Raw genomic sequence first — 22,680 nt, forward strand, 5'->3', positions numbered from 1 at the left:
CAAGATGCATGAGGTGCTACAGCACAGGCGCTGGAAGCGCTTGTGGCAGAGCGTCCGCTGACGGAAGTGCTTAATCTGATATGCCGCGAAGTGGAGCGCATCGCGCCAGATATCGCAGCCACCATTCTGGAGGTGGATAATTACGGCCTGGAGGTGGATAATTACGGCAAACTGCATCCGCTGGCAGGGCCCAGTATGCCGGATGCCTATTCTCAGGCGCTGGATGGCAGCTCCATAGGGCCAAAAGCCGGGGCCTGTGGCACAGCAGCGTTTCGCAACGATGTGGTGATTGTGGATGACATCGCCACAGATCCGCTCTGGGACGATTATCGTCAGTTGATCCTGCCGCTCGGTTACATAGGCTGTTGGTCTACGCCGGTACGCAACAACCATGGGCAGGTTATTGCCACCTTCGCACTCTATTTCCGCACGCCGCGCAACACAAGGGCGAGAACGTTTCATCAGGGCCTGATCGACGCCTGTACCCATTTGTGCACCCTGGCGCTGGTGCGTGAGCATGAACGCCAGCGCATGCGGCAATTGGCGTTCTATGATAGTTTGACGGGAATGCCCAACCGCAGCCTGCTCGAAGCCACCACCGATCAGGCTATTGCCGCCGCCACCCGCGACGACGACGAGATGGCATTTTTGTTTATCGATCTCGATCGCTTCAAACAAATTAACGATTCTCTGGGACATCCGGCGGGGGACGAACTGTTGCGACAGGTAGCCGCCCGTTTGCGCCATGAATTGCGGGCGGTGGACATTGCCGGGCGACTTTCTGGTGATGAGTTTGTGGTGATTTTGCCAGGATGCGGTATGGGCCAGGTGGGTGACAGAGTCGAGCAGATTCAGTTGATACTGGCTGAACCCATGGTGCTGCTGGGTACCAATGTGTCGATATCCGCCAGCGTCGGGATCGCCATGTTTCCGGCTGACGGCCGAGATTTGGATACGTTGCTGCATCGCGCCGATATGGCGATGTATAAGGCCAAAAGTGGTGGACGTGGGCAATCTCGTTTCTACAGCAATGAAATGAATCAATTGGCACAAGAACGTCTTGTGTTGGAAGAAAGCGCACTGCGCCAGGCATTAAAACTCAATCAGCTCTCCTTGCACTACCAGCCACAAATTGAGCTGGCAACCGGGAAATTGTACGGTGTGGGAGCGCTGGCGCGCTGGACGCACCCGGAGCTTGGCAGTATTCCGCCAACGCGTTTTATTCCGCTGGCAGAGGATTGCGGATTGATCGCCGATCTGGGCCGCTGGGCGCTGCGCGAAGCCTGCTGCCAACTGGCCGCCTGGCGTGACGAAAGGCTGCCGATGCCCTCGGTTTCGGTCAACCTGTCGCCCACCAGTTTCCACAACCTCGATCTGCCGCACATGATTGCTTCTACGCTCGCCAGTCATGCGTTGTCGCCGGAGCATTTAACCCTCGAACTCACCGAAAACGTTCTGCTCGATACCAATCCAAACACCATGAAAACCATCGCTGAAGTGCGTGAGCAGGGGGTGCGCCTGTCGATGGATAATTTCGGTACAGGCTATTCCAGTCTCAGCTATCTGCGGCGCTTGCCAGTAACCGAGCTAAAGCTGGATCGCAGTTTTGTCGCCGATTTAGAGGCGGATGAAGCCGCGCGGGCGTTGAGCAGCGCTATTTTGGGGATCGGCAGTAGCCTGTCCCTGACTGTGGTTGCGGAGGGCATTGAAACACCGGCGCAAAATCGCTTTCTGCGCGAGCAGGGTTATCCGGTGGCACAAGGCTACCTGTTTGCCAAGCCAATGGCTCCCGAACAGATGAGGTGTTGGTTAACGGAGCGCAAACAGTGTGGTGCCGATGGCTCAGTCTCAATTGAGGATACAGAGCGTCACTAAACCCGCGTTCGGGCTGATTGTTTCCTAATGTTTCATATTATTAATGTATTAACGAAAAACTGCATAAACCCTTACGCTGGAAACAGTTACACCAGCAAAAATAATAAGGGATGGCAGTAAATGATAAAAAAAATAGCAGTGGCTGTGGGATTGGCGTGTCTTTCTTCTTCCGTATGGGCGGTGGACTATGGCGATTATGCCCAGGTGACCGTGGATCGTCTGATCCATGATTATCCTGGACGCTATCGTGGTACGGAAAATTTTGCCGGCGCTGCGGACTGGATGGGGCAGCGCATGCTGTCATCCGGGTATACCGCAGTCAGACAGGATTTTACCTGGATGACAGGAGGCAGTTCGCGCGCATCGCAGAATGTGCTGGTTTACAACTAAGGGTTAAGCAACGATTACATCATCACTGGCGCGCATTTTGACACCTACTTCAATCGTCCGACGCTATAAGGGCTCGACGATAATGCATCTGGTGCCGCTATCCTGACCGAAATCGCGCGTAATTTCAGCGGTGTTCAAACAGAAAAAACCCTGGTGTTTGCCGCTTTTGGTGCGGAAGAAGAGGGGTTGCGTGGCTCGCAGGCGTTGGTCAATGCATTGCGGGCCGAAGGCTATGACGGCAATCTCAAAGCGATGATCAACATGGACAGCATGATCACCGGCGATATGCTTTATGCCCATGCGGGTGAAAACAGCGTGGCAAATCCCGCGCTAACCAGTCTGCGCGAACATACCTTTAGAATTGCCAAAGAGCTAGGCATCGAACTGTTTACCAACCCTGGCCTTAATTCTGACTATCCTGCTGGTACCGGCTGTTGCAGCGATGGTGACAGCTTTAATAATGCCTTCAACATTCCCGGTGCTGTATATGGAGGCGACCAACTGGGAGATCGGTGATTTAGATGGTTATGAGCAGACCACTAACCCGGCCATTCCGGGGGAGCAACCTGGCATAACCCCAACCTTGACAACGAAACGGTGCTGACTGATGCGTTAGGTCCCGATCGCGTGGCACAGCGCCTAAGCGACGTTTCTCGTCTGATCTCGCGCTTGCTGCTGGAAATATCTGATACCGATCGGCTGCATTCTGCGATTTCGGCGGCCAATATGCAGCGCGCCATGGAGGACAGCGTGAAACGTCAACATCAATCGTTGGCCGATCTTCATCGTCAGCGCTGGACAATGCTCCAGGATTTACCCCGTCGCACAGGATCGCTGGACGGTGCTGTAGGGATTGAAGGGCAGCAGCTGCCATCTTACGGGTTCGATCTGGCTCCACAAAAAAATGCGCGTGCGGTAATGGCCTATGCGTTGCTGGATTATACGCTGAGTGACAGTGTCACTGTGGGTGGCAGCCTGAGCATCATGCGCAATACTGATGAACTGGAGCGAGATGGACATCTGAAAAGTGACACCTGGCATGCTGGGATCTACTCCCTGTGGCATGACGGTGGGCCGCTGTGGGCTGCGGGAGATATTTCAGGCGGGCGCGCTTCAATAGATACCCGCCGCGATGTGCATATTCAGTCTGCGGGTGGGCCGGTGTTGCTGGATAATACACTGAGCGGTGAAACAGAAGCCCAGTTTGTCAGCACGCGTCTAATGAGCGGTTATGATTTCTCATTGGGCGCATGGCGCACTGGCCCGTTGGTCGAAATGGATTATACCCATTATCGTATCAACGGCTTTGATGACCGGGAATCGTTACGTACTGCCGTTCGCTATGAAAAACAGAATCTTAACTCGTTGGAAGCTCGTCTTGGCTGGCGTGTGCGCGGTAATATCGATCTCAACGCCACATTCTCTCTGCACCATTATGCGTCAGTCAGTTGGGTTAATGAGCTAGCCGATGGATTAAATGACCGCTTTACCGCTCATACGCGCGATGGTGGCGGGGAGCGCAGCGTGCAAGTGGCATCATCGGATAAGCATTTTGGTCGTGCCGCGCTGGGTTTGCAGTGGGTGACGGCAAAACACCTGAATGTCTACACCGAAGTGGGTAGTCGTTTTGCCCATGATGACGGCGATCAAACGCAATATACTTTAGGCCTACAGTGGATGTTCTAATAACCCCTCATTAACCTTTACCTTCCTCTGCGATAACAACGGTTGTCGCAGGTTTTTTGCTAAACATATCCGTTTTCCGCATTTAACTTTGCCTATCGTAACGCGCATAATTCAAAAAAATATTTCAATTAAGATTTTATTCTTTTTTTAGAATAAGTATCTGCATGGTATTGGCTAAAGGACAAAATGATGACTACCGCGACAGTGAGCAATATTGCTACGTCAGAAAATACACCTGAAATTGCGAAAAATGGCGCATTTGTCAGACAACAGAATAGATTAACCACCCCTTTCGGTGATAAGCCGGGCGAACTTCCTGTAGAAAAGGATCGTTATCGCCTGCTGTGGACGCCTATTTGCCCCTGGGCGCACCGTGCGGTAATTGTGAGAAAACTGCTGGGATTAGAGGATGTTATCGGCTTGGGAACGGCACACCCGGTGAGAACGACGCGCGGATGGGCATTTTCTCTGGATGAGGGGGGCGTGGACCCGGTTTTGGGCATTCATTATTTGCCAGAAATTTATGCCAAAAGTGATGCAAATTATACCGGGCGTGTCACGGTGCCTGCCGTGGTCGATGTAAAAAAGGGCATTGTGGTAAATAACGACTATTTTAAACTGACGAATTATTTCGAAGTGGCATTTAAAAAATTTCATAAACAGGATGCCCCCGATCTCTATCCTGAGGATTTACGCACAGAGATTGACGCGCTGAATGCGGTTATTTTCCATGACGTCAATAATGGCGTTTATAAAGCCTGGTTTGCACATACGCAATCTGCTTATGAATATGCATGGGATACGTTATTTAATCGACTGGATATTTTAGAGCAGCGCCTTGCTACTCAACGCTATTTGTTTGGTGATCGTATTACGGATTCAGACGTCAGGTTATACGTCACGTTGGCGCGGTTTGATGTGGCGTACTACAGCGTCTTTCGCACTAACCGTAATCGCGTGATCGATTTTCCTCATTTATGGGGTTATGCACTCGATCTCTATCAGACGCCGGCTTTTGGCGACACCACCGATTTTCATGCCATCAAACAGGGTTACCAATTAGGTGATTTTAACGCCAACCCTTATCAAATTCTGGCAAAAGGGCCCGATGTCTCGCTCTGGCACTTCCCACATCAGCGGGCCGCGCTGTAATACCAACATCGCGCATGAGATTGGGGCCGAAATAACAACACATTTCTTACCATCAGGATAATCACTATGAATTTACAGATGACCAAGCACGCGGTTGCATCGTTTTTTTATTGGGTGCCGGCGTGGCTATCGGCGGTTTTTATGGCATTGACCCTGCCAACGCGGCTACGGCGGATAAACCGGTTAATATCGTGATCGCCACCTCGGCTGGCCCGCGGCCCTTTACCTATTTTGATAAGGATAATCAGTTGGCGGGCTATGATATTGATCTTGCCAGAGCGGTGTTCAGCCATCTGTCGCAATATAAGGTCTCTTTTACTACCATCGAATTACCCTCAATACTGGCAGGGCTTGATTCAGATCGCTTTCAGGTCGGCGCAAATAACTTTGCCGAAAACAAACAGCGCAAAGAAAAATATATTTTTACCCAGCCGATATTTGAAAACCAGTTTGTGATTGCTGTCAGCGAAAAAAATGACAGCATTCACTCCCTGAAGGATCTGTTGGGGAAATCAACGGAAGTCAATCCGGGAATCAACTTCACCACCGCGTTGGAAAAGTATAACCAGCAACACAAAGAGAATCCGGTCAATCTGAAATACACTGAAGCGGAACTGTTACCCGTATTGCAAAACGTGGCGAGTGGCAAAGAAGAAAGTGGGCTTATCGGTGCACCTTACAGCTATTTCCTGGTCGCCAAAGGCGCGAAGGGGGAGATCCTGGCGAACGACATCAATGCACAGTTACAAAAGTTGATTGCGGATGGCACGATAACGGCGATCAGTCAGAAATATTTCCACGGCGACTACGCACCAAAATAAAATAAGGTCTGCGCTGAATGCCTACTATTTTTGACATAAAATTGGTTTTTACGCAGATCCCGGCGTTGCTGGAATATTTACCGGTAACGCTGTTGATCACCGCGTTTTCGATGATCGCCAGTGTTATTCTGGGGTTTATGATTGCATTAATAAGAATCAAACGCATCTGGTTGCTTAATTCCGGTGCAGGCGTGTTTGTCTCTTTTATTCGTGGAACGCCGCTGATCGTCCAGCTCTACCTGACCTATTATGGCATACCTATTCTGTTAAAATATTATAATTATTACAACCAGACTGATTACAACGTTAATGATATTCCCTCGCTGCTGTTTGTGTTATTGGCCTTTTCCCTTAATGAAGCAGCGTATAACTCAGAAAGCATTCGGGCGGCGCTGTTATCGGTGGATAAAAAGCAGATCGAAGCTGCCCAATCGTTGGGCATGACGCCTTTTCAGGTATTAAGGCGCGTGACGATCCCCGAAGCCTTTGTGGTGGCACTGCCCACGTTAGACAATGCCTTGATCGGTTTATTGAAGGGCACCTCATTGGCGTTTGTCTGTTCGGTAATTGAGTTAACCGCTCGCGGCAAGATCCTGGCGAGTAGCAACTATCGCTATTTCGAAGTGTATGTTTCTCTGGCGCTGATTTACTGAGCACTAACCATTATTATTGAAGCGCTGATTAAAGTGATTGAAGCCCGAATTCGGATACCTGATCGGCCACGGGTAAATAAGGGTGTGATAGCAAATGATAGACATTAAACATTTATCGAAAACCTTTCAGAACGACACCATCCTGAATGATATCTCGTTCCACCTGGCGAAAGGGGACGTGATGGCGATTATTGGTTCTTCAGGCGCAGGGAAATCAACATTGCTGCGCTGTATCAACCGCCTTAAACAGCCAGAACATGGTGAAGTGACCATTGCTGGCGAGGTTTTCAATCTTGCAACGTTACCGCGTCGTGAACTGGTGCATCTGCGGCAGAGTACGGCGATGGTGTTCCAGCAATTCAGCCTGTTTCAGCAAAAAACGGCGCTGGAGAATGTGATGGAAGGCTTAACCATCGTCAAAAAATACCCGAAAGACAAAGCAAAGAAGGTGGCGATGGCCCAATTAAAAAAGGTTGGGCTGGCTCTGATTATTACCCTCGCCACCTATCCGGTGGGCAGCAGCAGGTGGGGATAGCGCGCGCGTTGGCGATGGAGCCGCAAATTCTGTTGCTGGATGAGCCGACATCGGCACTGGACCACGAATTGGTGACAGAGGTGCTGGATGTGATCAAACAGGCGGCGCTGGAGGGGAATACCATGATCATTGTTTCCCATGAGATGGATTTTGTGCGTCAGGTTGCCAATCGAGTGCTTTTTTTGGAAAAGGGCAAAATCATTGAGGATGGTAGCGCACAGCAGGTATTTGATAACCCGAAACATGAGCACACCAAAGCCTTTCTGGCCCGCTCCTATCGGCGGTTAGAGCCTGAATACCGGATTTAAGCAACACGCATCACGCCCCCTGACAACCTACGTTGGGCGCGCGTCTTACGGACTTAGTGCCTAGCGATAAAAATATGCTGGCGATGGTACGCGAGCTGGCTGACATCGGGTGGGAAAGCGATGGGCAGCCTGAGCGCGTGTCCTTCGTATTTTGTGAAACTGTCATCACTTACTGTGCTTTTTAGCTGCTTGATTCGGGGAGAAAGCACTAGTTCAAGATGCTCGTTAAAGGTGATCAATCCGCGATCGAAGGCTTTATCATGCAAGCTGGAAATGCACAGGCCGTTACTCGGATTAAGGCGATGTTCAACGACATTATTCCAGGGATGGATGTGACTGGCGACCAGTAGCATCGGTTCTTTCAGACCGGTTAAACAACAACGGTTTTCGTAGGCGTCCAACACCCGTTTGCGAAACAGTTGCTGCCCGATACGCGCTTTGATTATGGTGGTTCTTTCCTTGCCGCTGAAATCCGCTGCGGGAGTCTCTCGCAACACCGTCAGCGGTTTTTCCAGCATGGCCATTGCGGATTGGCATTGTTGCTCGAAAGCGTCACTATCCAGATCCATCTCCTGCCATAATTCGCGATCTGCTTTCGATGCGCCCGTCAGACCGCGACGTCCAGATTCGATAATAAAAGGGTCCAGACTGGCAATGTTCACCAGCTTCATGGCCAGTGCCGACGGTGTGCGGCCAATCAAACCGGCATAATGAATAATATCAGGATTGAGCGCATGCAATTTTCCAAAAGGGATCTGACTGTAAAGCGTAAAAGCCACCAGCAACTGTTCCCGCGTCCAGCGATTTATGGCCGCCATAAGCGATTTCCAGGCAAGTAATTCAACATGTTATCATGAACGTTTACTATGCCAGGCTTGGCGGCCATTGCATACCTATACGTTTGTTGAATTCACCGCGGCCGTTTTCTCAAGCCAAGACCAATAGCGCTCCGTGCCCGCACCGCCGGGTCCCGAGGCCAACGGTGAGCCGGCCAAAGTATCGCTCTGGTGAGGCGCTTGCCAGCGCTGCATCGTCGGTAACGCTTGCGATGCGTTCGGTGCCGAAGCCGTAGCGGTATGTGCCGTCGGCCTGTGGTAATAAACCGGTGGCTACCTTATCGGCATCATCGGTAAAGCCCGGCGTGGCAAACAAATCGAGCGCGTAGGCCCACAGGTGCGGGAAATCGCTGATGGCGAACGCGGTGCCTAACTCTGGAGGCCGACTGGGGCGGTATCCCCGGTCATACGACAGTAAGGTTTGGAATAAACGCACGTCGGAATCGGTAATCTGTGCCCCAAACAGGTAGCGCCGGGTCGTCAAACGGTGGTTGTAATCGGCGAGTCGCGCTTCAAAGATATTTTTGGCTATCCGCGCGGCCAGCAGGGAGTTGGCAAACAGGATCTTGTACGGGCCATTGTTGACATCGTCAAAAATCTGCTGGTTAAGCAGATCGATGGCGGGACGCAACGCGGTGGGGTAAAGATCCGGTGCCGCGTCCGGTGTAATCAGGGATGGTGCGGCGGTAGAGATCGTTGAGTCTTTTCACGCCGAGCACTGCATCAACGCCACCGGGCTGTCCGGCAAACAGCCAGCCGTCACTGTCGCGATGGGATACGTATCCCACGGAAATCGCCGCTTCCAGTCCCAACAGGCGACGTAAAATAAGAACGCGTCGTGACCAGCCGCAGCCTACGCTGACGATCAGACGATAGCGGCCCGCTTCGACCGGCAGTTGATGACTTCCTGGGCCGAAACGTGTGGTGAAAGCGTTACTTTGGCGGCGAAACCCGCCATCATCGGTTTGTTCGACGGTTTTTTCTGGGTATAGCACGGTAGACATAACAACTCCTAATCAGGGTAACTGGCGATCATTTCAATGCATGTAAAAACTGCTCCTGACCACTGCGGTAGACGGATGGGCTGCTGCCGCACCAGGATTTAAACGCGCGCCGGAAGCTGCGTTCGTCCGAGAACCCTAAGCGCTCGGCGATATCCGGAGTGGTCACACCGCTGCGCAGCAGGCGACGAGCCTCGGTGAGTCATACTTCACGCGACAAAATGGAGTAGCTGGCACCTTGCTGATCGAGGACGCGGGCCAGCGTGCGGCGGCTGATGCTTCGCAGTCGCGCCATGGCGTCGGCAGAATGAATGGTGTCCAGATGCGCCTGCAAAAACTCAAGCAGGCTGTGTTTGTCCCTGAGGCGATTCACCACTGTGGCCGCCAGCCGTTCAGCCTGTGTACGCAAGGTACTGTTCAGTGCAGGAATGGGGCGGTTAAGCCACTGGCGCGAGAAATCGATCTGTGCGATGCCTTCATCAAAGAACACCGGACAGCCGAATAATGCTCAAGCGTGGATTTGGCAATGCCACAGGAGCGCGTAAAGCGCACGCTGTCAGCAATGGGAATGCTCGGCGTGTGGGAACGGGACACTGCAAAGCAGTTCACAAAGTGAAAATGTTCAAGTGTCGCGCGCAGCTCTGGATCGTAAAATCTGGGAATGTGCAGCAGACTGAGGCCCCCAGAACGATTGGATTCTGGCATTGCACTCCACGGCGTTTGGAAATGTTTGGCGCAAAAACGAATACTCTCCTCACCGTTGTTCAGTGTCATTGCTGCCAGACTGATCGCACCAAAACCGGTGTAATTAATCTGCGCTGCATGATTAAACAAACATGCGCTTAGATCTTTATTTTTCCCCAACCCCAGATGCTCAAAAATATAACGAAGTTCCTGATAATAAATAGTGGTTGATGACCAGTTTCGTTGGGTTGGATCAATATTGCGTTGCTGTTGTAATGTATCAGTTAAAATATATTTGTTGGCTGAAGAGAGTAGTAATCCTGAAATAAAGTAAAAAAACCGATCGTTCGTCCCTAAATGTTGGTGTGCCGGGACGAGGTTTCTGCTGTTCAAGGACAGCGTATCCGCGCGTTGCGATTCCATTTTTCACTTGGTGCTTTGTGGTGATGTCATCATGACTAAAAATGTAATCAGGATATCCTCTCAATAGCAATGCAATAAAACAACTAACGAAAGTCTGTTTTTATCTATCTGTGGCACGGATTGTCCTTTTGCCGTCAGCGCCTGTTATTAAACAATAGCGATAACGACCGATTGGTTATTGGAAATATTATTGGTGAGGGGCATTGTCATGGCGGTATCGCAAAAGGAATTACTGAGTGACTCGTATTATCAGGCGTTGCCTGCGGCGGCCGGCTGGCAGCAAAACAGCCATCTGTCGCTGGCGTTCATCTGGATGTTGGGCGTGGTGTGCGTACTGGATTCAGCCATTATTTCCTCCCTGCTGACGCCCATCAAAGCGGAGTTTGGTTTCAGCGATGAGCAAATGGGGCGTTTCTCTTCCATGTTCACTCTGGCCGGTATCATTGGGGCACCTATCATGGGCACGCTGGCAAACCGGTTTAGCCGTAAAACGGTGTTGTTGATTGGTGCAACGGTGTGGAGCGTGGCCTCGTTGTCGACGGGGCTCGCCACCGGGTTTATCGGCTTGCTGTTTTTGCGCGTACTTACCGGTTTTAGTGATGCAGCCTATAGCACGGTTGCGCCGGGCTGGTTGGCCGATCTTTACCGTCCACGCTGGCGCAACGTGGTGTTTTCGTTATACATGTTGAGAAATAAAATTGGCACTGCTGCCGCGCGGCGTTTTTTGTCGCGGGTTTGCCAGGTATTGTGCTGGTGCTGCTGTTGCTGCGCGTGAAAGAACCGACCATTGGCGCAATGGATGGCGCACAGCCGGGGGAACAGGACAGCCGAGAAAACCTGGGTACGGGACAGCCTGGCGGTGTTTCGGTATCCTGCCTACGTGTTGCATACGGTTGCTTTGCTGCTGTTTTTTATCGCCATGTCAGTGCAAATCTGGATACCCGCTTATTTGCATCGCGTTTTTGCGCTCACCAATCCGCAGGCTTCAGGCTTTTTGGCGCAGGTGTTGCTGTATACGTTGTCAATGGGGCTGATTGGCGGGTATTTTTCCAGCCTGTTATTGCGTCAGTATCGCTGGGGGTTCCCGCTGTTTTTAGCCAGCACCTCACTGCTCGCGGCGCGGGCATTTACGTTAGCCTATAGCAGCCAGACGTTGTCACATGCGCAGGTGGGGATTGCGGCGGAGATTGCTGCCTTTGGTTTTAGCGCTGGAACCTTGACCACGCTGATTGTCGAGACGGTGCCGCCGCAACTGCGTAACAGCGCGATGGCCTATTCCATCGTTCTGACGTCCGGTCTTGCTGGTGTAATTGGCCCGGAGCTGGTTGGTCAGTTGTCCGATCGCTATACCCTGGGCGTAGCAATGTATGTTGCGCCCGTGGCGTATGCCAGTACGGGGCGGTATGGTTGGTGCTTGCCCTGTGGCTGGCGCGATCGCAATCAGGTACATCCGGTGTCACGGCATATTCACGGTACGCTTCGTCGAGTACGACGGGAATGTCGGCAGGGACTTTGGCGAGAAACGCCTGTAATGCTCCCGTGGCAACCATCGTTCCCATCGGGTTGTGCGGGTTGCACAGTCCGATCAACCGCGTTTGCGGCGTGATAGCCTCCAACACGGCATTAAGGTCAATGGCGTGTTCGGATAAAGGCACGGCCACCACACTGCCGCCGTTCAACCGCGTAGTCAGGTTATACCAGCCGAAAGAGGACGTGGGGATCACCACCTCATACCCATCGCTGACGAATATTGCGCTTATCAGCGACAGTATCTCAAATATGCCGCTACCAAATACCAGATGCTGCGGGTCAATATAGTGGTGCCGAGCCAGCTTTCCTCGCAGTGCATCGCAGAAGGTGGAAGGATAGCGCGAGGCGGATGCCAGCGCTGAGCCAAGTGCTTGCGCGACCAATGGGGAATAGCCAAGGCTGTTTTCATTAAGAACCAGATTGATTAACGGGCCTTTCGCTTCTTGCAACGCTTGCGGCGGGTCAAAACGGCGAAGTGCCGATAGTGCATGATGAGAGGTTCCTGCCAGATGTTTACTTATGACCATTGAGGGTGTCTTTCATGTTGGCAGAGGAACCGGGGCAATAAACAGGACATTTGGTGTCAGACCATGAACAAAAAAAGCATAAGTAAAGCGGTATCCCGTATGAAGCGTTTCTGGTGGTGTGTCATTACGCTAGAACGCTTCCTGAATGTATCAGAAAGCGTCTTATTGGCTCTGCCGTTAGGTTGTGGATGTGTCTGGCATCGTTCGCGGCGTGTTTTTCTCCCTTTGCATAATCAAGCTGAGTGCAGCGGGCAGCAGCGTCAATGTCACCAGCCTAGCGAAGACCAATCCACCTATGATGGCATAAGCCATTGGCCCCCAAAAAACCTGATGCACAATCGGGATCATGCCTAGGACAGCAGCACATGCCGTAAGCAGGATAGGGCGAGCGCGATGCAAAGCGGCGGCCACAATGGCATCCTTGCGCGCCACCCCTCGGCGAGAATGATTGTCGACTTCACTGATCAGGATAACCGCGTTGCGGATAATCATTCCGGCTAAGGCAATAACCCCGAGCAGCGCTACGAACCCCATCGGCGTGCCTGTGGGCAACATGGCTGCCACGATACCTGGCAAGCCAAACGGTGCCATCATCAAGGCGAGTAGCATCCGCGAAAACCGTTGCAGCTGAACCATCAGCAAAAACAGCATAGCTAACCCAGCGCACGGGCTTCGATCTGATTGACCTGGAAGGTCATGACGCGCTGTGGTTCTCCTGCGGTCAGGTTCACTTCACGCGTCGCAGGTTGTTGTCCAACGATAGCCGCCAATTGCTATGCGATATGGCGTACGTTGGCATAGTCTGGCCCGGTGACCCGATATTTTATCGGCCAGCCCACGGGCGGGCCTAATCCCAGTGGCGAAATACGCGTGACAATGTCGCTGAATTGCTGCGTCAGTATCTCGTGTAACTGTTGCTTTAGCCGATCGCGTGCGGCCAAATCTTTCGCCACGACCACCAACTGGGCGGTGTTTTCGTTATCCTGCAATACGTACATCGGTAAATAGAAACGGATGGCACCACCGCCAACGTAGCTTGACGGACGAACGACATTGGGGTTCCTGACCAGTGCCTGTTCAAGCCGCTGGGTTTGACGTGCAGTTTCGGTTTGCGATGCATTGGCCGGTAGTGTCAGGCTTACGAGCAATTCTGGGCGATCTGAGGTAGGGAAAAACTCGCCTTGCAAAAAGGTGGCACCCAGCATGGAGAGTGCCAAGAATGCTATCGCTAAAGCAACGGTTTTCCAGCGATGACGCAATACGCGCAGCAGCAAGCGGTGATAAGCGCGCATAAATGTGCCCTGAGCGTGGGAATGGGCTGGCAGACGGCGCGGTAAAAGCCAGATGCCTGTCAATGGCAAGAACAGAATGGCAACAATTCATGAACTAAGTAATGCCATCAGCACGACCGCAAACAGGGAAAAACAGTACTCTCCGGCACTCGACGCGGCAAAACCTACCGGAATAAAACCGGCGATCATCACCAGCGTGCCGGTCAACATTGGAAATGCGGTTGTCTCAAAGGCATAGGTCGCCGCACGTCGCAGATTGTCACCGGCTTCCAGGCGCGACACCATCGCTTCCACGGTGATCATCGCGTCATCGACCAGTAACCAGAGCGCAATGATCAGTGCGCCCAGCGAGATGCGTTGCAGGCCAATATCCGTCAGCATCATACCGGTAAAGGTCATCGCCAGCACCAGCGGTATGGCAGCCGCTACGACCAGACCCGCGCGTAATCCCAAGGAAACAAACGAAACGGCCAGCACGATCGCTATTGCCTCGATCAGCACCTTGATGAAGCCGTGAACCGCTTGTTCGACCACTGCGGATTGATTAGCAACCTGGGTTAATTCGATACCATAGGGCAACTGCGACTGAATGGCCGTCATCCGCTGTGCAATAGCCTGGCCAAAGCGCAGCATGTTGCCCGTGGGGGCCATCGCAATCGCCAGACCGATCGCTGGTTGTCCATTAACCCGAAATGCCAGTGCCGGAGGTTCAACAGGCTGGCGGCTGAGGGTGGCGATATAGGTAAGGGGAAGGTAACGTCCGCCGATGTTAAGCGTAATATCCCGCAGACTCTCTTCTGAACGAAATGCGCCACTGACGCGCAGTGCGATATTATCCCGATCTGTGCGCAGTGTTCCTGCAGGGACAACCTTGTTCTGCTCGCTTAGGGCTGCCATCACCTGTTGCACATCCAGCCCCATACCGGCCAGTTTTTGTGGTGAAAAGGCAATAACGATCTGTTCTTCCTGTTCGCCTATCAGGGTGATTTTGCCGACATCGGGCAGATTCATCAGTGAACGTTACACGTCCTCAACCCGATCGCGCAATTCACGGGGAGTAAAGCCTTCCGCGGTAAAAACCGTAGATTGTGCCAAAGGTGTTATCAAATTAATCATTAACGCTGGGGCCCGAAACGCCTTGTGGCAGTGTGGGGGCGATATCCTGCATTTTTTTGCGCACCTGATACCAGATATCAGGCACTTTTGCTGGCGGTGTATCATCGCGCAGGTTGACGTAGATAAATGACTGTCCGGCACGCGTTTCACTCTTGATATAATCCAGACCTGGGATTTCTTGCAGCTTTTTCTCCAGCGTATCGGTAACCAGATTGACGGTATCCGTCAGTGTCGCACCGGGCCACTGCGCTGTGATAACGGTGGTTTTGATGGTGAAGGCGGGATCTTCATTGCGCGGTAGTTTTTCATAGCTAAAGACACCGGCGGCAATAATTATCAGCATAAAAAACGTCGCCGTTTGCTGATGGTTAAGTGCCCAATCAGAGAGATTGAACCTCGTTTTTTTCGTGCCGGATTCATTGCTGCTTCTCCCCAAGGACCACGGTTTCACCAGCCCGTAACTTACTCACGCCAGCCGTCACCACGTTTTCACCCGGCTCAATGCCCTGTGTGACAAAAATAGACGTAGTGGTGTAACCCCCCAGGGTAATGGGGCGCAGTTGTAGTTGGTTTTGTGGGGTAACAATAAAAATGGCAGCCTTGTCATTAGAGCGGGTCAGTGCGGAAGCGGGAAGGGACATCATCGCCTGTGCCACCTGAGGCATCTCTGCTCGTACCGTTGCCCCCAGTGTCATAGCAACCGGCTGTTTTTCCAGCAGGATGCGTACGCGCCAGGTACGCGTTTGCGGATCGGCCTGAGGGCTGATATCACGCAATATCCCCGGTGTGGTGAGCGCGGGTGTGCTCAGCTGTGAGACAGTGAATAGGGATTCACCGTACCCGGCCATTGCCTGAGGATCGGTGACATCGAATACCGCATCGCGCTAATGGCCTGCAGCGAGGGTAAATACCGCTTGCCCTGCGCTCACTATCTGCCCCGCGGAAGCGCTGACGACGGTGATAACGCCAGCGCACGGTGCAGTGAGTTGGGTCCATGCCAGGTTTTCTCGCGCGTTTTTGAGCGTAGCCTCAGCGCTTTTTCTGTGGGATTGCGCCGCTTGCCAATTTGCCGTGGCATTCTCCAATTCAACCCTGGCAATGGCCCCAGAAGGCATTAATGTCTGCATGCGCCGCAGGTTGGCGGCAGCGACTTGCTCGGCGGCTCGGCCGCTCTCAACCTCAGCCTGGGCGCTGTTGCGTTGATTGAGATTGATGTTGCTGTCCAGAGTCGCCGGAATCTGACCTTTAGTGACGCTGTCACCTATTTCTGCCTGTCGACTGAGGATCCGCCCTTCAAGTTGGAACCCGAGCGTGGTTTCATCGTGAGCGCGTATTTCACCAATCCACACGCGCGCAACGGTCGCGGTGGGTGATGGAACGGTGGTATAGCGTACCGCGCGCGGTACGCTGTCTTTTGCCTCTCCATGGTCATCACACCTGATAAGAAATGCGGGCAGTAATACGGCCAGGATCAGCACACCCTTGATGTCTGGCAGATGGGGTAAAAAATGATGTAACCCGTGGCGGGCACAGGTTGAAAAGGTGTCACACATGGCGTTATTCCCTGTTCAAGAGAAAGCCATTACACCCTGTGCCTGTCGAGATTTATTGAATGTTCTGTCAAGGATTTATCAAGGGTCGCCGTTTTTTGGCTATTTATGTGGGGAAAACGGTAGCTGAATCTGAAACAGTAATCCCTTTCCCGCAGGCAGATTGGCGGTAATAGTGCCACCGTGGGCCTTGCAGATGGCGCGCGCAATAGAAAGACCCAGGCCGCTTCCACCAGAATGGCGAGCGCGTGACGAGTCAGCACGGGTGAATCGCTCGAACATGTCAGTGATAAAATCGGGTGTTACGCCCGGTCCAAAATCACGAAACGCTATCTGATATCCACATTCTGTGGCGGTAAGAGAGATATTCAACGTTTACCTTCACTGGCATAGCGCAACGCATTCTCCATCAGTACGGTGAATGTCTGTCCAAGCCGAAAGGCATCACCAACATAAGGACAAGGCGTATCAGCCTGCACGGTGATCAGCATGCCCGCTGCTTCCGACTGCGGCTTGAGCCAAGCAGCGCGTTCGCGCATCAAGTCAGCCAGATTGTGCTCACGGCGATCCAGTACCAGCCTGTCGGCGTCTGCAAGAGAAATCAGGTGGAGATCGTCAATCAGTCGGTTGAGATGTTGCAACTGTTTCATCACCATCGCTAGCTGTTGTGGTTCGGGCGTGAATACGCCATCAAGCATGCCCTGAAGCCGTCCAATGGCGGCGGTGAGTGGCGAACGTAATTCATGGGTCATGGCAACGTGAGACGTGTGTAGTTCACGTTCATAGCGGGCCAACTGCTGCGTCATGCTATTAAAATCCTGCGCAAAGCGCAGGCTTGGCTGACAAGCGTCGCCTGCGTAGTGAATGTGCCCTGAGTGATTGCCTGTGCTGAGGCCCTCAAATGATCGAACTGAAGGGTAAAGGGGGCGAGCGCTGCGCAGGCCCGTGAGCACGATGAACGGGATCATCACTACCACCAGCACGCCGACCATAATCCAGTCGGGGGAGGCTACCGAGGGATCGGCGCATTCAATGCCCCACCAGGCATCGATGATCTCGTGAAAACGTGCAGGGTTGGTGTGTGGGTGCTGGCGCAGCGCTTCGAACTCTTCGCGCAATGCCGTAGGCATATGGTGCATGACCCAGTAATTATGGATTTCAAAGCGTAACCACATGCAGAGCACGATGATCACCACTGTGCCGATAGCCAGAGTAAGAATGCGCAGGCAAATCCAACGCCAGAGAGAGTAGCGGTTTGTGTTATTCATAGTTGACAACATTCATGGTTGACGAAAGCGGTAACCGACACCACGGACATTGATTAACACCTCGCTGATGCCTGCATTTTCCAACTTCTTGCGCAGGTTATACATATGCGTGTCTACCACGCGTTCCAAGGCATCACTTTCAGGCAGACACTTTCGAGCAAATATTGTCGGGAAAACGGTCTAATGAGGGCGCGCATTACTGTCGCGAGCAATGAAAATTCGGTTGGGGTCAACTCAAGATAATAAGGGGGCGCATCAACCCGAATTACACTAGCCGTGCGCGAAAGCGTATCGACTTCAAGTTTATCCCAACGCAACAACTCATGGGGCACAATCTGAGACTGACTGCGGCGCAACACGGCCTGCACGCGGGCGACAACTTCCCCTGGAATGTAGGGCTTGACCACATAATCATCGGCTCCGTAACGCAGTGCGCCAATTTTGTCGGGCATATCGCCAATGGCAGTGACCATGATAATGGGCGTATCGTTCTTGTGCCGAACTGCCGCGAGGATCTCCGTGCCCGTCATGCCCGGAAGCATCACATCAAGCAAAATCAAATCGGGTTTTAGGCGTAGCGCAAGCGCCAGCCCGGAAGGACCATCGCTGGCCAGCGTGACCTCATAGTTTTCCCGCCGTAGATAGGCTTCCAGCACGTTGGCCGCATCTGCGTCATCCTCGATGATCAGAATATGTTTGTCTGCATGTGTCACCTTGACCATTTCTTCATAAATCCCTGACGGTTTGTTGATATTGCCTATCCATAATCCAGTCACCGACCAGAACCGTGAGCGCGGTAGCGCAAAAACAATTTACTCGTGAGGTGGCAAGATGAAAACCAGAAAAATAGTCGTACCCACGCTTTGCATCCTGATAGGCGGCATAGCACAAAGCGTCAGGGCTGATGGAAGCGAGAACAGCAGTGCCAAAAGCCTCACGCTTGGCGTTGGTGGGCAATGCTCGCCGCGCTACAGCGGAGCCGACCAGGGAAGCCTGCAATTAAGACCGGTGATTCAGGCGCAGTATGACGCGCTGTTTTTTTGACACGTTTAGAGGGATTGGGTATCACTTGCAAAACGATGCAGGGCTTTATGTTGAGCATAGTCTGGGTGTCAATCCCGGTCGTAGCGATCGAAACAGCGGCTGGCGTGAAGGTTCTGACAAACTGAAAGGCATGGGGAAAATTGATCCCAGCGTTAACACCACGCTGACGGTAGGATGGGCGTTAACGCCGTGGTTGCAGTTGGAAGGTGCCGCGACGCTGCCACTCAGCGATTCACAAGGCGGACAATATCGCACCGCGCTGACGGTGATCCCTTTTCAAAGCAGCCGTGACACGCTTGTGGTGCAAAGTGCTGCACTGTTTGGTGATGCACGTTATATGAACCGTTTTTACGGGGTTAACCGTGAGCAAAGCGCGCGCTGGCTATTCCCGCTTCTATGCGCAAGGAGGATTTTACGGTGTGGAGAGCAGTCTGACATGGTGACATCAGTTTACGCCGCACTGGGGAACGTCACTGAGCGTGGGTTACACTTGGCTCGGTGACCGGGCGGCAGAAAGCCCACTGGTTTATCGCCGTAATCAGACCAGCGGTATCATGGCAGTGAATTATACCTTTTGACAGCGCCAATCTATTTGCGGTGGGCAGAACTCACACCCGGCAAGGATAATCTTGTTGTAAGATAAGAATTTCAGCCAGTCATTATAAGGTTATGTATGCTTCAGCTCCGCCCGTCAACCGCAGATGATTTTTCACGCATTATGGCTATCTGGCGTAGCGCGGTAGAGGCGACTCACCTTTTTGTTGCGCCAGAAGATCGCGCGGCGATTGAGACTGAGTTGCGCACCTTTTTTCCTCAGGTGACGCTTACCCTGGCTGTGGAGCCGAGTGGTAACATCGTCGGTTTTATGTATTTACATCAGGGCCATTTGGAAGCGCTTTTTGTAGATGCCGATCACCATGGCAAAGGCATTGGCCGTACGCTGATCGGCGCTGCGTTGGCGCGCTATCCGCAACTGACCACCGATGTGAATGAACAAAATGTCCAGGCGCTGGCGTTTTATCAACGCCTGGGTTTTGTGCGTACCGGGCTCTCTGCCCTCGATGGGCAAGGGCGAGCTTATCCGTTGTTGCATTTGCGGTATCTGCCGCCGTCCTGATTCAGTCTCTCGTTTTGCTACCACGAGAGAGCTATGGGGTGTCGATAGAGATGACGGTTCAGGAATTGCCTGGAAAAGCAATAATTAACAATATCAGTATCTTACATTGACCATTCCTTTTCTGTGACCAGCGTTGAAAATCGCTGCTGTCCTGCTAAAGAAATCCCTGCTGACGTCGTTAAAAATAACGTATCCCTTATAAATATATGGACGTCTAGCATGTACAAAAATGGCATTTTAAAAACCACGCAGGCGCGCTTCAGCCTATTTCTTATCGGCTTTTTTGGACTATTACTCATTCTCACGTTTGTTGTTATTCGCCAATTTGTTTCTCCCCAGTTGATTGAAAATGAAAGCAATCTAATCCGCCTTACTGTTGATCGCCAGGCGCGAGCGATCACGGAACAGATGAATCGGGTGCAAGCGCAACAGAAAACCATCACTGAACTGGTCAGTGTATTAAGCAGCGGGCAGATAGATACGCTGCTCCCCAATCTGGTTAACCAGTACAATGATTTGAACGTGTTTGGCGGCGGGATTTGGCCATTACCGGGCGTGCGTGATGCGGCGCGCGATCGCTTCAGCACTTTTTTTGCGCGCGATACGGCAGGTCAACTTCACGTCAATACTGTATGGAACCAGCCTGATTCAGAAAAATATTGGGAGCAACCCTGGTATAAAGAGGAGATGAGTATGGCCCAGGGTCAGTGCGCATGGGCCAAAGCCTATCAAGATGCCGCCAGCCCCCAACCGCGTACCAACTGTGCCATGGCGATAACCCGCGACGGCAAACCCTGGGGCTTTGCTACCATCGATGTCACTTTAGGCTTCTTCAACAAGCTCGCAAATGAAATGAGTACTGCCGTTGAAGGTAACGTACTGATTGTGGAAGCGGATGGGAAAGTGGTTGGCAACGGTCAACCGGAGTATGGCAGCGCGGCGTTGCCCAATCTTAAGGATCTGAAGACCCCGGCGGCGTCACCGTTGCAGGCGTTGTTATCGCGTGCCGGTAACTCGGCTATCGATGGAACATACGATGGGGCTGATGGAGAGCATACACTGCTGGTTCAGCCGATTGCCGGCAGCCCGTGGTATTTGGTTGTGGATATCCCCTCCAGCCATTTGTCACGCCACACCAGCAACATGCTGACAAAACTCACCGTAGTACAGGGGGCACTGTGCTTTCTGTTGCTGATTGTTCTGGTCAGTTTCTTCCGTATTTTTATGAAAAATTTAAGACTGTTACAGCATAATATTCAGGCGCTCTCTAGCGGAGGTGCGGATTTAACGCAACGGCTGCCAACCAGTAAAAATCCTGAATTTAATGCGGTAGTGCAGAGCTTTAATGATTTCATAGCCTATCTGCAAGAGCTGATGCAACTGGTGGGGCAAAGCGCGCTGGCTATGTCCTCGGCGTCGCGTCAGATTGCCAGTGGTAACGCCGATCTCTCTTCGCGTACCGAGGAACAATCTTCATCGATTATCGAAACCGCAGCGTCCGTGGAAGAGTTGGCGGGGACGGTACGGCCGACAACGCGCGTCACGCCAGTAAACTCGCGGAATATGCGTCCGGTATCGCGCACAAAGGCGCATCAGTGGTGAATGACGTGGTCTCCACCATGACCAAGATAAACGCGTCATCCAACAAGATTGTCGAGATCATTAGCGCATTCGATGGCATCGCCTTCCAGACCAATATTTTGGCGCTGAATGCCGCAGTCGAGGCGGCGCGTGCGGGTGAGCACGGACGTGGTTTCGCCGTGGTAGCGGGAGAAGTGCGTTCACTGGCGCAACGGAGTGCAACCTCTGCGCAGGAAATTAAAGCGCTGATCGAAGAGTCGGTCACCAATATTGAACAGGGCAGTAATTTGGTGCGACAGGCCGGTTCAACCATGGAAGAGTTGATGAGCGGCGTGAACAGCGTGACCGGTGTTATCGCTGAGATCAGTTCAGCTAACGAAGAGCAAAGTAAAGGTATCGATCAAATCAACGTTGCAATCAACCAGTTGGACAACACCACGCAGCAAAATGCAGCATTGGTCGAGCAGGTTGCGGCAGCGGAGCAGTCCATGGAAGATCAATCCGTTCAATTGGAACAGGTGGTGTCGCGCTTTACCTTGTAACTGCTAACCAATCAGGACGAGAGGGAACCACATTGATACTGGTGACAACGTCACAAGAGTGGTTCCCTTGCTCCTCGCTGATGCACTACCGATCGTGCTACCCGCGTGGCTGCTGGTTGACCCAAACCAGATTATCCACCGCAAAGCCGAGGGTTTTCGCTATAGACAAATAGCGCTGTTTTACCTCAGCCGGGAGCTCTGGTGTGCGCGACAGTAGCCATAAATAATCGCGGTTTGGTCCACTGACCAAGGCGTACTGGTAATCGTCATCCAGCGCGATCACGTTATAACCCCCATAGAAAGGACCAAAGAAGGAAACCTTGAGCGCCGCTGTTGTGGTTTTACCGGTGAAATAGGCTTTACCTTCACTCGATTTCCACTGTTTCTTTAGCGGATCATAGCCTTGATTCAGCACGATCAGTCCCCCGTCACTGCGCTTTCCATAGGTTGCCGTCACCTGTTCCAGACCTCGCTCAAAACGGTTTTCCAAACGCGCTATTTCATACCATTTCCCCAGATAACGTTCAGCGTCAAAATCGGCAACAGGATTTACGCCTTTGGGGGGCGAGGGCGACTGGCAGGCGACCAGCGCCAGTGACAGTGCGATACCAGTAAGGATTGGCCAAATTTTCATGCGTACTCCTTGCGTATTTTTGAGGGAGTGAGCAAGTATAGAGCGGATATGCTGTTTTTACTGTGTACGCCGCTTATCCATGCAGGAAAAAAGAGGAGAATGCAGTGGTATTTCG

The 22,680-nt window shown here is 52.4% G+C and carries 17 protein-coding genes and 9 pseudogenes; 13 read left to right on the top strand and 13 right to left on the bottom strand.

The features are described from left to right. The first annotated feature begins 42 nt into the window (after nt 1–42). The 8 genes and pseudogenes from JZM30_RS11265 (at nt 43) to JZM30_RS11300 (ending at nt 7,420) form a co-directional block, all read left to right on the top strand. The gene (locus tag JZM30_RS11265; RefSeq protein ID WP_252318749.1) at nt 43–1,875 is read left to right on the top strand and encodes a bifunctional diguanylate cyclase/phosphodiesterase; all 1,833 of its coding nucleotides are present in this window, start codon (nt 43–45) and stop codon (nt 1,873–1,875) included. Nucleotides 1,876–1,995: 120 nt separating this feature from the next. Further along, complete coding sequence (locus tag JZM30_RS11270; RefSeq protein WP_252318750.1) at nt 1,996–2,265, top strand: hypothetical protein; 270 nt, start codon at nt 1,996–1,998, stop codon at nt 2,263–2,265. Nucleotides 2,266–2,346: 81 nt separating this feature from the next. After that, nucleotides 2,347–2,781 (top strand): annotated as a pseudogene (locus JZM30_RS11275) (M28 family peptidase); the annotation flags it as partial. 81 nt (nt 2,782–2,862) lie between these two features. Beyond that, entirely contained in the window at nt 2,863–3,951 is a 1,089-nt protein-coding gene (locus JZM30_RS11280) for an autotransporter outer membrane beta-barrel domain-containing protein (protein ID WP_252318751.1), read from the top strand. Between the two features lie 186 nt (nt 3,952–4,137). After that, the gene (locus tag JZM30_RS11285) at nt 4,138–5,103 is read left to right on the top strand and encodes a glutathione S-transferase family protein (protein WP_252318752.1); all 966 of its coding nucleotides are present in this window, start codon (nt 4,138–4,140) and stop codon (nt 5,101–5,103) included. 122 nt (nt 5,104–5,225) lie between these two features. Beyond that, the gene (locus JZM30_RS11290) at nt 5,226–5,924 is read left to right on the top strand and encodes a transporter substrate-binding domain-containing protein (RefSeq protein WP_252318753.1); all 699 of its coding nucleotides are present in this window, start codon (nt 5,226–5,228) and stop codon (nt 5,922–5,924) included. A 17-nt stretch (nt 5,925–5,941) separates the two neighbouring features. Next, complete coding sequence (locus JZM30_RS11295; protein WP_252318754.1) at nt 5,942–6,577, top strand: amino acid ABC transporter permease; 636 nt, start codon at nt 5,942–5,944, stop codon at nt 6,575–6,577. Between the two features lie 94 nt (nt 6,578–6,671). Further along, nucleotides 6,672–7,420 (top strand): annotated as a pseudogene (locus JZM30_RS11300) (amino acid ABC transporter ATP-binding protein). A 53-nt stretch (nt 7,421–7,473) separates the two neighbouring features. Here the strand turns inward: JZM30_RS11300 and JZM30_RS11305 are convergent. The 6 genes and pseudogenes from JZM30_RS11305 to JZM30_RS11325 all read right to left on the bottom strand — a co-directional run bounded on the left by JZM30_RS11305 (nt 7,474) and on the right by JZM30_RS11325 (nt 10,364). Beyond that, nucleotides 7,474–8,238 carry an HNH endonuclease gene (locus JZM30_RS11305; protein ID WP_252318755.1) on the bottom strand — a complete coding sequence of 255 codons (765 nt, stop codon included), beginning with the start codon at nt 8,236–8,238 and terminating at the stop codon, nt 7,474–7,476. 109 nt (nt 8,239–8,347) lie between these two features. Continuing rightward, entirely contained in the window at nt 8,348–8,887 is a 540-nt protein-coding gene (locus JZM30_RS11310; RefSeq protein WP_252318756.1) for a glutathione S-transferase family protein, read from the bottom strand. Beyond that, nucleotides 8,862–9,260, bottom strand: coding sequence for a glutathione S-transferase family protein (locus JZM30_RS11315; protein WP_252318757.1), 399 nt, complete (start codon nt 9,258–9,260; stop codon nt 8,862–8,864). Before JZM30_RS11315 ends, JZM30_RS11310 begins: the two co-directional genes overlap by 26 nt. A 28-nt stretch (nt 9,261–9,288) precedes the next feature. After that, nucleotides 9,289–9,447, bottom strand: a pseudogene (locus tag JZM30_RS24330) (helix-turn-helix domain-containing protein); the annotation flags it as partial. Nucleotides 9,448–9,459: 12 nt separating this feature from the next. After that, nucleotides 9,460–9,666, bottom strand: coding sequence for a hypothetical protein (locus JZM30_RS11320; RefSeq protein ID WP_252318758.1), 207 nt, complete (start codon nt 9,664–9,666; stop codon nt 9,460–9,462). Nucleotides 9,667–9,674: 8 nt separating this feature from the next. After that, entirely contained in the window at nt 9,675–10,364 is a 690-nt protein-coding gene (locus JZM30_RS11325) for a hypothetical protein (RefSeq protein WP_252318759.1), read from the bottom strand. Nucleotides 10,365–10,572: 208 nt separating this feature from the next. On the opposite strand from JZM30_RS11325, the gene JZM30_RS11330 reads away from it, so the two are divergent. Continuing rightward, nucleotides 10,573–11,139: an MFS transporter gene (locus JZM30_RS11330; RefSeq protein WP_252318760.1), complete on the top strand. Its 567-nt coding sequence runs from the start codon at nt 10,573–10,575 to the stop codon at nt 11,137–11,139. Nucleotides 11,140–11,163: 24 nt separating this feature from the next. Beyond that, complete coding sequence (locus JZM30_RS11335; RefSeq protein WP_252318761.1) at nt 11,164–11,970, top strand: MFS transporter; 807 nt, start codon at nt 11,164–11,166, stop codon at nt 11,968–11,970. Here the strand turns inward: JZM30_RS11335 and JZM30_RS11340 are convergent. From JZM30_RS11340 to JZM30_RS11365, 6 genes and pseudogenes are all read right to left on the bottom strand, one after another. Then, nucleotides 11,879–12,421 (bottom strand): annotated as a pseudogene (locus JZM30_RS11340) (aminotransferase class I/II-fold pyridoxal phosphate-dependent enzyme); the annotation flags it as partial. The gene JZM30_RS11335 and the pseudogene JZM30_RS11340 overlap by 92 nt on opposite strands. 177 nt (nt 12,422–12,598) lie before the next feature. Beyond that, a pseudogene (locus tag JZM30_RS11345) lies at nt 12,599–15,172 on the bottom strand (efflux RND transporter permease subunit). 73 nt (nt 15,173–15,245) lie between these two features. Continuing rightward, a complete protein-coding gene (locus JZM30_RS11350; protein WP_286673532.1) occupies nt 15,246–15,677 on the bottom strand; it encodes an efflux RND transporter periplasmic adaptor subunit in 432 nt (143 codons plus the stop codon). A 36-nt stretch (nt 15,678–15,713) separates the two neighbouring features. Continuing rightward, a complete protein-coding gene (locus JZM30_RS11355) occupies nt 15,714–16,382 on the bottom strand; it encodes an efflux RND transporter periplasmic adaptor subunit (protein WP_252318763.1) in 669 nt (222 codons plus the stop codon). Nucleotides 16,383–16,481: 99 nt separating this feature from the next. Next, a pseudogene (locus JZM30_RS11360) lies at nt 16,482–17,647 on the bottom strand (sensor histidine kinase). Between the two features lie 12 nt (nt 17,648–17,659). After that, nucleotides 17,660–18,369, bottom strand: a pseudogene (locus JZM30_RS11365) (response regulator). A gap of 109 nt (nt 18,370–18,478) precedes the next feature. Here JZM30_RS11365 and JZM30_RS11370 point away from each other — a divergent pair. From JZM30_RS11370 to JZM30_RS11380, 3 genes and pseudogenes are all read left to right on the top strand, one after another. Further along, nucleotides 18,479–19,269: pseudogene (locus tag JZM30_RS11370) on the top strand (MipA/OmpV family protein). 95 nt (nt 19,270–19,364) lie between these two features. Continuing rightward, complete coding sequence (locus tag JZM30_RS11375; protein ID WP_252318764.1) at nt 19,365–19,808, top strand: acetyltransferase; 444 nt, start codon at nt 19,365–19,367, stop codon at nt 19,806–19,808. Nucleotides 19,809–20,042: 234 nt separating this feature from the next. Further along, nucleotides 20,043–21,931, top strand: a pseudogene (locus JZM30_RS11380) (methyl-accepting chemotaxis protein). Between the two features lie 97 nt (nt 21,932–22,028). Here JZM30_RS11380 and blc read toward each other — a convergent pair. Then, entirely contained in the window at nt 22,029–22,565 is a 537-nt protein-coding gene (blc, locus tag JZM30_RS11385) for an outer membrane lipoprotein Blc (RefSeq protein WP_252318765.1), read from the bottom strand. Between the last annotated feature and the right edge of the window lie 115 nt (nt 22,566–22,680).

Origin of the sequence: Candidatus Symbiopectobacterium endolongispinus (assembly GCF_018777385.1) — a bacterium.
Taxonomy (GTDB): Bacteria; Pseudomonadota; Gammaproteobacteria; order Enterobacterales; family Enterobacteriaceae; genus Symbiopectobacterium; species Symbiopectobacterium endolongispinus.